This is a genomic window from Rhodopila sp. (assembly GCF_035548235.1).
GTDB lineage: Bacteria > Pseudomonadota > Alphaproteobacteria > Acetobacterales > Acetobacteraceae > Rhodopila.
The window spans coordinates 1-11,426 of record NZ_DASZTJ010000169.1 but is presented as its reverse complement, the minus strand read 5'-3'; the positions used below and the strand labels follow the sequence as shown (position 1 = coordinate 11,426).

At 68.7% G+C, this 11,426-nt stretch carries 9 protein-coding genes; 6 read left to right on the top strand and 3 right to left on the bottom strand.

The genetic code is table 11. The annotated features are described in order from the left end of the window. Positions 1–120: 120 nt before the first annotated feature. From VHB27_RS13830 to VHB27_RS13815, 4 genes are all read left to right on the top strand, one after another. A complete protein-coding gene (locus VHB27_RS13830) occupies positions 121–1,287 on the top strand; it encodes a glycosyltransferase family 4 protein (RefSeq protein WP_325601352.1) in 1,167 nt (388 codons plus the stop codon). 251 nt (positions 1,288–1,538) lie between these two features. Continuing rightward, positions 1,539–3,272: a hydantoinase B/oxoprolinase family protein gene (locus VHB27_RS13825; protein WP_325601350.1), complete on the top strand. Its 1,734-nt coding sequence runs from the start codon at positions 1,539–1,541 to the stop codon at positions 3,270–3,272. A gap of 130 nt (positions 3,273–3,402) precedes the next feature. Further along, on the top strand, positions 3,403–4,719 hold the full coding sequence (locus VHB27_RS13820; protein ID WP_325601348.1) for an MFS transporter: 1,317 nt from the start codon (positions 3,403–3,405) through the stop codon (positions 4,717–4,719). 207 nt (positions 4,720–4,926) lie between these two features. After that, a complete protein-coding gene (locus VHB27_RS13815; RefSeq protein ID WP_325601346.1) occupies positions 4,927–5,601 on the top strand; it encodes an OmpW/AlkL family protein in 675 nt (224 codons plus the stop codon). 59 nt (positions 5,602–5,660) lie between these two features. Here the strand turns inward: VHB27_RS13815 and VHB27_RS13810 are convergent, their stop codons facing one another. Further along, positions 5,661–6,209, bottom strand: a complete 549-nt coding sequence (locus VHB27_RS13810) for a cysteine dioxygenase family protein (protein ID WP_325601344.1) — start codon at positions 6,207–6,209, stop codon at positions 5,661–5,663. Positions 6,210–6,533: 324 nt separating this feature from the next. After that, complete coding sequence (locus VHB27_RS13805) at positions 6,534–7,067, bottom strand: RrF2 family transcriptional regulator (protein WP_325601342.1); 534 nt, start codon at positions 7,065–7,067, stop codon at positions 6,534–6,536. Between the two features lie 121 nt (positions 7,068–7,188). Between VHB27_RS13805 and VHB27_RS13800 the strand changes: the two genes are divergently transcribed. Continuing rightward, the gene (locus VHB27_RS13800) at positions 7,189–8,631 is read left to right on the top strand and encodes an FAD/NAD(P)-binding protein (protein ID WP_325601340.1); all 1,443 of its coding nucleotides are present in this window, start codon (positions 7,189–7,191) and stop codon (positions 8,629–8,631) included. 171 nt (positions 8,632–8,802) lie between these two features. Here the strand turns inward: VHB27_RS13800 and VHB27_RS13795 are convergent, their stop codons facing one another. Continuing rightward, positions 8,803–10,896, bottom strand: coding sequence for a methyl-accepting chemotaxis protein (locus tag VHB27_RS13795; protein WP_325601338.1), 2,094 nt, complete (start codon positions 10,894–10,896; stop codon positions 8,803–8,805). Between the two features lie 116 nt (positions 10,897–11,012). Between VHB27_RS13795 and VHB27_RS13790 the strand changes: the two genes are divergently transcribed. Beyond that, positions 11,013–11,357, top strand: coding sequence for a transcriptional regulator (locus VHB27_RS13790; RefSeq protein WP_325601336.1), 345 nt, complete (start codon positions 11,013–11,015; stop codon positions 11,355–11,357). Positions 11,358–11,426: the final 69 nt, after the last annotated feature.

The window sequence follows — 11,426 nt, the reverse complement described above, 5'->3', positions numbered from 1 at the left end:
TCGACGATATCCGCCTGCGGTGCCACCGCCAACCGGAGGCCGTCGCGATCCCGCGCCGTCGCGTTCCCGCCATGCCGTATGGCCCGTCCCGGCGTCTTCAATCCATGTTACCTTGCCGCGATGCCAGATCCGGCCGAGTCGCCCGTCATTCTTCAGGTGTTGCCGTCGCTGGTGACCGGCGGAGTGGAGCGCGGCACCGTGGAGATCACCCAGGCCATCGCAGAGGCCGAGGGCGTCGCGCTGGTGGCCAGCGCCGGCGGCCCCATGGTGCGGCTGGTCGAGCGGGCGGGCGGTACGCATCTGACGCTGCCACTGGCCAGCAAAACCCCCTGGCGCATCTGGCGCAACGCCGGCCTGCTGGAGCAGATCATCCGCGAGCACCGCGTGTCGCTGGTGCATGCCCGGTCACGGGCGCCGGCCTGGTCGGCCTGGCTGGCCAGTCAGCGGACCGGGGTACCTTTCGTCACCACGTATCATGGGACCTATAGCGAGGATCTGCCGTTCAAGCGGGCTTATAATGCCGTCATGGCGCGCGGCCAGATCGTGATCGCCGCCAGCCGCTTCATCGCGGACCTGGTGATGCGGCAACATGGCGTGCCGGAGCAGCGAATCCGCGTGATCCCACGCGGCGTGGACCCGGCCCTGTTCGACCCGGCGGCGGTCAGCGGGTCGCGCATCGCCAGGCTGGCCGAAGCCTGGTCCCTGCCGCACGATGCCCACGTGGTCATGCTGCCCGGTCGGCTGACCGCCTGGAAGGGCCATGGCGTCCTGCTGGATGCCGTCGCGCGCCTCGGCAGGCGCAACGTGATGGCGGTGCTGGTGGGCAGTCATCAGGGCCGGCACCGTTACGCCGAGGCGTTGCAGCGGCAGGCTGCGACGCTGGGCATCGCAGAGCAGCTCCGTCTGGTCGGCCAGTGCGACGACATGCCCGCGGCGCTGATGCTGGCCGATGTCGTGGTGCACGCCTCGACCCAGCCGGAAGCCTTCGGCCGCGTGGTGATCGAGGCGCAGGCAATGGCACGGCCGGTGATTGCCGCCGACCTCGGCGGCCCGGTCGAGACGGTGCGGCATGGGGAAACCGGTTGGCGCGTGCCTCCGGGCGACGCCGAAGCATTGGCGGGGATGCTGGCCCACGCGCTGGACCTCGATCCGGAAGTCCGTGCCGCGCTGGGCGCCCGGGCACGCGCCTCCGTGCCGACGGTGAGGGCCATGCAGGAGGCGACGCTGGACGTCTATGAGGCGGTGCTGACGCCCGGGGAGGCGGTGCTGACGCCCGAGCAGCCCTGATCCGCCGACCGCCGGCGTCCCAAGGCATCGCATCAAGGCCCATGGCGGGAAACCCCGCCTTATGGCATCGTCGCCGCAGGCCAAACCCCCGTCGTCCGAGGATCGGCGTGAACGCAGTCGATGTGATGATCGATCCCGACTTGTATCCACAAGCCGTCCGACGAGACGGCAGGCGATCGGGTGCAATCATCCTATAGAAGACAACCGTACGACGAACCGTGCAACGAGCCGAGTCCGGAGCCGCCAATCGCATGTCGCGTGAGACCGATGCCCTCGCCCAGATCCATCGCCAGGTCATGTGGAACCGCCTGATCGCGGTGGTGGAGGAGCAGGCGCAGATCATGATCCGCACCGCCTTCTCCACCACCGTGCGCGAGGCCGGGGACCTGTCCGCCGGCATCTTCGACCTGCAGGGGCGGATGATGGCGCAGGCGGTGACGGGCACGCCCGGGCACGTCAATTCGATGGCGGAATCGGTCGGCCACTTCCTGGCGAAGTTCCCGACCGGCACGATGCGGCCCGGCGATCATTACATTACCAACGATCCCTGGCTGGGCACCGGCCACCTGCACGACCTGACGGTGGTGACGCCCGCGTTCCACAACGGCACGATCGTCGGGCTGTTCGCCAATACCGCGCACGTCATCGACATCGGCGGCCTGGGCATGGGCCCCGACGGCCGGTCGGTGTTCGAGGAAGGGATGTACATCCCGATCGTCAAGTGCTTCGACCAGGGCGTGGCGAACGAGACCTTCTTCGACTTCCTCCGCGCCGGCTCCCGCCTGCCGGTGGAGCTGGAAGGCGACGTCTACTCGCTGTGCGCCTGCAACGACGCGGCGGTGAAGCGGCTGGACGAGATGATGGAGGAGTTCGAGATGGACGGCCTCGACTCCCTGGCCGCCTTCATCTTCGACAGTTCCCGCCGCGCCACGCTGGCCGAGATCCAGAAGATCCCCGCCGGCACCTACGTCAACGAGATCTATTCCGACGGCTATGAGGAACCGGTGCGGCTGGCCGCGTCGATGGAGATCCTGGACGACGGGATCGAGGTCGATTTCGCCGGCACCTCCGGCCTGTCGGGGCGCGGCATCAACGTTCCGGCGGCGTATTGCCGAGCGTATAGCTGTTTCGGGATCAAGTGCGTGGTGGCGCCGGAGATTCCGAACAACTGGGCCTCGCTGGCACCGTTTCGGATGAAAATACCCGAAGGCTGCATCCTGAACGCGCCGCGCCCCTACCCCGTCTCGGTGCGCCATGTCATCGGCCACCTGCTGCCCGACCTGATGATGGGCTGCCTGCACCAGGCCGTGCCCGGCCGGGTGATGGCCGAGGGGGCGTCGAGCCTGTGGAACCCGCCCTTGCGCGGCGGCGGCGCGATCTCGGGCCAGGCGCGCGGCAACAAGCCGGTGATCGATGATTTCGAGATCATCACGTTCAACTCGGGCGGCACCGGCGCGCGCCCGACCCAGGACGGGCTGAACGCGACCGCCTTCCCCTCCGGCGTGCGCACCATGCCGGTGGAGGCGACCGAGAACGTCGCGCCGATCATCCTGTGGCGGAAAGAGCTGAAGCCCGATTCCGGCGGCGCCGGCCGCACCCGCGGCGGCGTGGGCCAGGTGATCGAGTTCGCAACGAAGGGCGACCTGGAATTCGCCGTCAACGCCAGCTTCGACCGCATCGCGCATGCCCCGCGCGGGCGGGAAGGCGGGTTGAACGGCGCCGCCGGCCGCGTGGCGCAGAAATCCGGCAAGACCCTGCGTACCAAGGGCTTCCAGATCATTCCGGATGGCGATCGGTTGGTCCTGGAACTGCCCGGCGGCGCCGGCATGGGCGAGCCCACCGACCGCGACCCGGCGCTGGTGGCCCGCGACGTCAGGGACGGCCTGGTCTCGGCCGACAACGCGCGCACGCTCTATAAAGTCGTCGTCAGCGACACCGGCGTGGTGGACGACGCCGAGACCGCACGGATTCGCTTGCGCTCCTGACCGGCGAACGAATAGGCTCCCTGTTACAAGCCTGAAAAATAGCGGACCCGAAAGGGACGGACCCCGAAGGGATCACCCTCAGGGATCAACCCCGAGGGATTAACCCCGTGGGATTAACAGGGAGGTTTCGATGCTCGATGCCATACAGGCATCGGCGATGCGCAAGGTGTATCTACGCCTGCTGCCCATTGCCGTGCTGACCTATTTTCTGTGCTACGTCGACCGGATCAACGTCGGCTTCGCCGCGCTGACGATGCGCGGCGACCTGAAGATGTCGGCGTCCGATTTCGGTTTCGCCGCCGGGACGTTCTACTGGGGCTACTTCCTGTTCGAGGTACCCAGCAACGTCATCATGGAAAAAGTCGGCGCGCGGCTCTGGATCGCTCGGATCATGATCACCTGGGGCATTTTGTCGGCCGCCACGGCGCTGGCCACCGGATCGCAGAGCTTCGCCGCCATCCGCTTCTTCCTGGGCCTGGCCGAAGCCGGGTTCTTCCCGGGCCTCATCCTTTATTTCACCTACTGGTTCCCGCATCACCACCATGCGCGGATCATGTCGGGCTTCCTGATCGGACTGCCGATCGCGGTCGCCGCGGGCGCGCCGATCTCCACCGCCATGCTGGGGCTGGACGGCTGGCTGGGCCTGCATGGCTGGCAGCACATGTACCTGCTGGAAGGCCTGCCGACCGTGGTGATCGGCGTCCTCGTGCTGTTCGTGCTGACCGACCGGCCGGAGCAGGCCAAGTTCCTCAACGCCGAGGAGAAAGCGTGGCTGGTGAACACGCTCGCCGCCGAGAAGCAGGCGAAGGACGCGGTCCACCAGATCAGCATGTGGCAGTCCTTCTTCAACCCGAAGGTGATGCTGCTGTCGCTGAATTACCTGGGCATCGTCACCGCCAGCCTGGGGATGCTGATCTTCATTCCGCAGATCATCAAATCGCTGGGCGTCACCAGCAACATGACGGTCGGCTGGCTGACGATGATCCCCTATCTGTGCGCCGCGGTGTCGCTGGTGGTCTGGGGCTACATCTCCGACCGGATGAAAGAGCGGCGGTGGAACCTGTTCTTCGCCTGCGTGATGTCGACGGTCGGGCTGGTGATCGCGGGCATGACGATGGGCACGTGGTGGGCGCTGTTCGGCATGACGGTGGCGGCCTGCGGGTTCTATGGCAGCAAGGGCCCGTTCTGGGCGATGCCGCCGATGTTCCTGACCGGGCCGGCCGCCGCGGCCGCGATCGCCTGGATCAACTCGATCGGCAACCTGGGCGGGTTCTTCGGTCCCTGGTACGTGGGCGCGATGAAGGACCTCACCGGCAGCTTCAGCGGCGGGCTGTATGGCCTGGCCGTGCTTGGCTTCGTCGCGGCGGTCGTCTGCGCGCTTTTCCTGAACATCCGCGACAACGCCCAGCGGACGGACCTGCTGGCCGAGGGCGCGCAAGCGGACTGACCGGCCGTCCTTGCCCCGGACCGCGGCGTCCGGGGCAAGGCCGCCGCGCGGCCGGATGTTCGCGCCGCGCAACGCCTGCCTGAATTTCCTCCCGATTTAACCGAAATCAACGCAAGTGGTTTCGCACCGGTGCTTATTCGTCGTGCCTGCCGGTGTGCGGCGGTTCTGATCGGCGGAAGCGGCGTATCCGCTCCGCGAGGAGGCACGATGAAAACGTTACTGTTCGCGACCACGATCCTCGGAAGCCTCGCCCTCGGCGGTTCGGCGTTCGCGCAGTCCGTGTTCGATTTCAGCCAGCCCGGCGTCGGCAAGGAGGCCGGGACCTTCATGCTCCGCACCCGCGCGATCGGCGTGATCCCCGAGAACAACTCAAGCTCCGTCTCGGGGATCGGCGGCACCGTGTCCGCCACCGCGCAGGCCGCGCCGGAATTCGACCTGTCCTACTTCCTGACGGACCATATCGCCTTCGAGCTGATCGCGGCGTCGACCCGGCACGAGCTTAGCGTCAAGAACTCCGCCGTCGGCTCGAACCTCGATGTCGGCAGCGTCTGGGCGCTGCCGCCGACGCTGACGGTGCAATACCACTTCATGCCGCATTCGAAATTCAGCCCGTATGTGGGCGCCGGCATCAACGTGACGTTCTGGTATGGGAGCAGTCCGGCCAATCCGCCGGTGACGCATTTCAGCGTCGGCAACAATGTCGGGGCGGCGATCCAGGCCGGCTTCGACTACAACGTCGCCGGCCACTGGTTCCTGAACGTCGACGTCAAGCAGCTTTTCCTCAACACCGACGCGCATGTGGACGCGCTGGGGACGACCGTGAAGGCGCGCACCTCGCTGGACCCGATCGTGGTCGGCGCGGGTATCGGCTATCGGTTCTGACGGATCGGGCGGCCGGCGGTGACATATGCCATGCCCGAAGCCTTATGGGGGGTGCCCCATCATGCGGCGTGGATTTCGTTCACGTCCTCGCCGAGGCGATCATAGGCGGCACCGTAGACATGGATCGAGATGGCGGTCTCGGCGCCGAGATTGGCCAGCCGGTGCGCCGAGACCGGGCCGGTCGGGTCATGGCTGACGTCGCCGGGATAGCGCAGGGCGCAGCCGCGGGCCGCGAGGGTCCCGGAAGACGGGACGAAGAACGTTTCGGTCATGCAGCCGCAATGGATGCCGAGGACGCACCACGTGCGATGGCTGTGGATCGGCGACATCTGGCAGGGGCGCCAGACGAGGGCGAGCACGGTGTGCTGCGGCCCGGCGTGGAGCAGGTGGCGGACATAGCGGTCCGGCGAGGACGGGCACGGAACCGGATGCAGCAGGTCCCGTGCGCCGAGATAGGGCCGCATCGCGGCGGCAATCGCGGCCTGCCGCCGCGGCAGGGGTTCGGACGCCGCCAGATCGATCGCTCGGCATAGCCGTTGCAGGGGCGGCGCGGCCGGCGCCGGCGCACCGCCCGCCGGGCGGCGAGGACCATCCAAATGAATCATCATCCGCGGCCTCCTCGTGCAGGTCGTTATTTCCTATCTAATCGATAGGATTGATATGTTATTCTCCGCACGGAGGCAACGGAAATTCGAAAACGTGATATGGGGTTTCCGCAAGGCTCCTACCGGGTCGGCACGGCAGGGTGCCGACGGCCGGGCTTGTCCCGCGGTCGGCGGGTCATGCCCCAACGGCGCCAGCCCAGTGGCACCAGCCCCAGTGGCACCAGCCCCAGTGGCACCAGCCCCAGCGGCGCCAGCCCCAGCGGCGCCAGGGTACGGCGGCACCAGGATACGGCGGCGCCAGGATGCAACGACGTTGCCCGCCCGGAACTACCCCTCTTTCGCCGCGGCCAGCACCCTTCGCCCGGTCGCGACGGAGGCCTTGCGCCCCCGCGGGCGTCCTCCCGGCGGGCGTCCCCCTTGGGGGCGGTCCAAAGCCTCCCGGCCGGGGCGCGCGATGAGTTCGGCGACCGAACACTTCTCCAGCACGCCGGCGACGGCGTCGCGCGCCTCGCGCATCAGTGATTGCAGGCGGCAGCGGGCGATGTCGACGCAGTCCGAGCACGGGTGAAACTGCGTCCGGCTGGCGCAGGGCGTCAGGGCCAGGGGGCCGTCGACGATCCGGATCAGGTCGGCCACCGAGATCTCCGCCGGCGAGCGGAACAGCCGATGGCCGCCCTGCGCGCCGCGCCGGCTTTCGATGATGCCCCTGCCCCGCAACTCCACCAGGATCGCTTCCAGGAACTTGGGCGGAATCCGCTCGTGTTCGGCGATTTCCGCCATCTGCACCCAACCGTCCGGACGTCCGCGTTCCGCAAGGAACGCCACCGCCCGGACAGCGTATTTTGCTTTACTGGACAGCATCCCGCGCTCCTGCGCCCTTGGCGCGAACGGGTCAAGTCCGGAACAAAAATGGCGATTTTTTGGTTGACAGGCTTGGCATGGCGATATCCTAATCTCCTATATGATAAATAGGGAATAAGCCATGCTCCAGCCAACGGTCGCCATCATCGGTGCAGGCTTCAGCGGTGCGATCCTCTCGCTCAGGCTTCGTCCGGTCGTCCCGCCGGACACCCGCATCCTTCTCATCGAACGGTCCGGGCAGTTCGGCCCCGGCCTGGCCTACGGCGCCGCCGGCCCCGACCATCTGCTGAACGTGCCGGCCGGCCGCATGAGCCCCTTCCCGGCAGCCCCGGACCATTTCCTGCAATGGGCGCGGCGGCGCCGGCCCCATAAGGCGATCGCCGGGGCCGACTTCCTGCCGCGCCGGCTCTACGGCGAATACCTGCAACAGCTTCTGGACGCCGCGGCCGACGCTCCCTGCCCCCGGCGCCTGGCCGACGAGGTGGTGGCGATCGATGCCGGACAGGACGGCGTGGTGCTGCGGCTGGCCTCCGGCGGCGTGGTGGCGGCGTCCGTCGCGGTGCTGGCGACCGGGAACGCCAGGCCGCTGCCGCCCCATCCCGCCCTGGCGTCCCTGCGAGCCGGCGGCCTGTGGATGGACGATCCCTGGGCGCCGGACGCGCTGTCCGGGATCGCGCCCGCCGCCCCGGTGCTGCTGATCGGCACCGGATTGACGATGGTCGACGTCGTGACGACCCTGCTCGGCGCCGGGCATGCCGGCCCGATCCATGCGCTGTCGCGACGCGGCCTGCTGCCGCGCCCGCACGCGGCCGCCCATGCCCCGTTCGTTCCCAACTGCCCCCCGCCCGGGAACCTCCCCGGCCTGTTCCACTGGCTGCGGCGGGAGGCGGACCGAGCGGCGGAGGGCGGCGGGGGATGGCAGGGGGTGATGGATGCGCTGCGCCCGACGATCCAGGACCTGTGGCGCGGGTTCAGCGACGCGGAACGGCGATGTTTCCTGCGCCACGCGCGCCCCTATTGGGACGTCCATCGGCACCGCCTGCCGCGCCGGGTCGCGGAGCGCATCGCCGCGGCGCAAGACAGCGGGCAATTGCGCATCATGGCCGGCCGTGTCGTGGACGTCGCCGAAGCCGAGGGCAGCGCGGTCGTCACCTGGCGTCCCCGGCGCCAGGACGCGGCAAAGACCCTGCGCGTCGCCCGGGTGGTCAACTGCACCGGCGCCGCGACGGACATCACCCGCGGCGACGACCTGCTGATGCGCGGCCTGCTGGCGAAGGGCACCATCCGGCCGGACCCGTGCCGGCAGGGGGTCGACGTTGCCCTGAACGGGGCCGTGCGGAACCGTTTCGGCATCGCCAGCCCGCATGTGTACGCGATCGGGCCGCTGACCAAGGGCGCCTGGTGGGAGGTCACCTCGGTCCCCGATATCCGCCAGCAATGCGAGACGCTGGCGAAGACGATCGGCGAGCGGCTGAGCGCCGCCGCGGCGACGGGCGGCGGCGTCCCGCTTCGCGGCAATCTTCGATCGGAAGCGATCGATCGCGCGGGGCCGGCGATATCGTAGGAAACCAAATCTTGTTCCGCCGGAAACTGCCGGTTCGGCGTCGGGATCGCCGCCGGCATCGATGACGCCTGCACGCGCCTGCCGGGAAGCCTGCATGCGCCTAACGGCGGGACCACCCGTCCGGAGGACCCGGCGTCCCCCGCCGGGCGCCTGGCCGGGACGCCACGATGCCTACGCGGCGCGCAGCCGGTCCATGAACGTATCGACCTGCTGGCGCAGCCGTCCGGCTTCCCGATCCAGCGAGTTCACCGCCGCCTGCACCGCACCGGCCGAGTGCGTCGTCGCATCGGTTTCAACGGAAACCGCCGTCACGCTGCCCGACGCCTTCCGCGTCCGCTCGGCCGCCATCTGGGTGTTGCGCGCGATCTCCTGCAGCGCCGCGCCCTGTTCCTCGATGGCCGCGGCGATCATGGTCGACACGGTGTTCACCTCATCGATCGTGCCGCGGATCTGGCTGATCGCGCGCACCGCGTCCTGGGTCACGTTGCGCACCGAGGCGATCTGGTTGCCGATCTCCTCGGTCGCCCTGGCGGTCTGGTTGGCGAGCGACTTGACCTCCGAGGCGACGACGGCGAAGCCCTTGCCGGCTTCCCCGGCGCGCGCCGCCTCGATCGTGGCGTTCAGCGCCAGCAGGTTGGTCTGCGCGGCGATGCTGCTGATCAGGCCGATGACCTCGCCGATCCGCGACGCGCTCTCGGCCAGGCCGCGCACCGTCTCGTCCGTCTGCTGGGTCTCTTCCACCGCGCGCTGGCTGACGCGGGCGGATTCGGCCACCTGGCGGGCGATCTCGCGGATCGAGGCGTTCAGCTCCTCGGTCGCGGCGGCGATGCCCGAGACGTTGTCGGACGCCTCGCCGGTCGCCTGTTCCGCGTCGCGCACGCCCAGCGCGCCGCGTTCGGCGATCCGGGTCATGTCGCCGGCGGTCTCGCCCAGTTGCCCGCGCGCGGCATCCAGCGTGCGCAGCGTCTCGGCCACCGAACCCTGGAAATCGGCGATGTGGCCTTCCATCGTCCGCTGGCGCTGCTCCGCCCGTTCGCGGGTGCCGCGCTGCTCCTCCTCGATCCGGGTCTTCTCGATCGCCTGCTGGCGGAAGGTGCCCAGGGCGGCGGCGATGCTGCCGATCTCGTCACGGCGGCGTCCCAAGTCGGTTTCGGCGGTGAAGTCGCCGGCCGCCAGCCGTTCGGTGGCGGCGCGCAGCCGCAGCAGCGGGGAGGTGATGCGGCGGGTCACGAACAGGAAGCCCGCCAGCACGCCCGCGAGGCTCGCCAGCAGCAGCGCGGCCTGCCAGGCGACGTCGGTGCGCGCCGCCTCGCTGGCGGCGTTGGCGGAGACGCGCGCCTGCTGCAGCGCCGCGTCGGCGACGGCCATCATCACCGCCATCTTGGGAACGGTATAGTTGCTCCAGACGTCCGCCGACCTGTCGGGCTTCTGGCCGGTCAGCAGCGCGTCGATCAGCCCTTGCTGCACCGCCATGTAGTCGGGCGCGAACAGCGTCTGGCGGGCGCTGGCCAGCGTCTCGGAAAACGCCTTGGGGAGATCGAGGCCGGTGACCGTGTCGTCGATCACGTCCCACAGCACGCGCGCGCCGCCCTGGTAGCCGGACCAGCGCGTCTTGAGGTCGGGCAGCGCCTCCCCCTTCCCCAGCGACTGGGAGATCAGCAGCGATGCTTCGCCGGTGTTGAGACGCACCAGCCACGCGAGTTGCTTGACCGACAGCATCTGGCTGATGAAGGGGTTGTCGTCCTTGACCCGAGCGAACAGGCTGGCCGAGATGTTTTCCAGCAGGCCCTGCAGCTTCAGGCTTTCATTGAAATACGCCTGGCCCAGACCCGGCGTGCGCTCGGGTTTCGGCATGGCGATGCCGGCGAAGAACTGCCGCCGCAGCGTCTCCATGCGCTCCATCGACGCGTGCAGCGCCGGCATCAGCGTCGTCTTGCGATCGAAGGCGATGTCCTGCAGCAGCGGCACCGCCGCCGCCATCGCCGGGACTTCCGCACGCAGGTAGCCGTCCAGCGCCGCTTTCGCCACCGGGGTCAGTCCGGCCTCCGCCTGCCAGGAGCGCTGCACCGTGCTGCGGTCGGTCCGCATGTTGACCAGCGCGGTGAAGATCTGGCGCGAGGCCGCGACGACCTGTTCGGCCCGTTCGCCGCGGGCCAGCACGGTCCATGAATGCGACAGCCGCAGGCAGATCAGGGCGATCAGCGCCGCGGCCAGGATCGACAGCGTCAGTTTCAGCAGGTGGTCGAGCGAAAGGCGGTTGAGCATCGGCGGTCTCCCAGGACCCTGGTCGGGCGGACCGCCATTGACGCCGGGAAAGGTTAATAAACGATGGACGGTTCGGCTTTTTGCGGGATGCCGGCGGCGAGTTGGAGGGCGACACGATGACGACCGTAACGCTTGGCGTTTCCCGGATCGAGGAAACGCGGCATCAGATGGCTGCCGCGTTTCGCGGCGAGCCGGTGTGCGCGTTCATCGGCTTCGCCACGGTGGAGCTGCTGTGGACGGTGCTGACCGCGAAGCGGTGGGCCATCCTGCGGGCGATGACAGGACAGGGGGAAATGACCATTCGCGAGATCGCCCGCCGTGTCGACCGCGACGTCAGGGCCGTGCATGGCGACGTGCAGGCCTTGCTGGTGGCCGGCGTGCTCGATCGCGCCGGCAGCGGGGGCGTGGTCTTTCCCTATGATGCGGTGCATGTGGATTTCACGCTGCGCAAGGCAGCTTGATGGAAGACGGAAAGGGCCGCGGATCGTTCCGCGGCCCTTTGCTTTGGCGCGTATTCCGCTAGGCTGGCG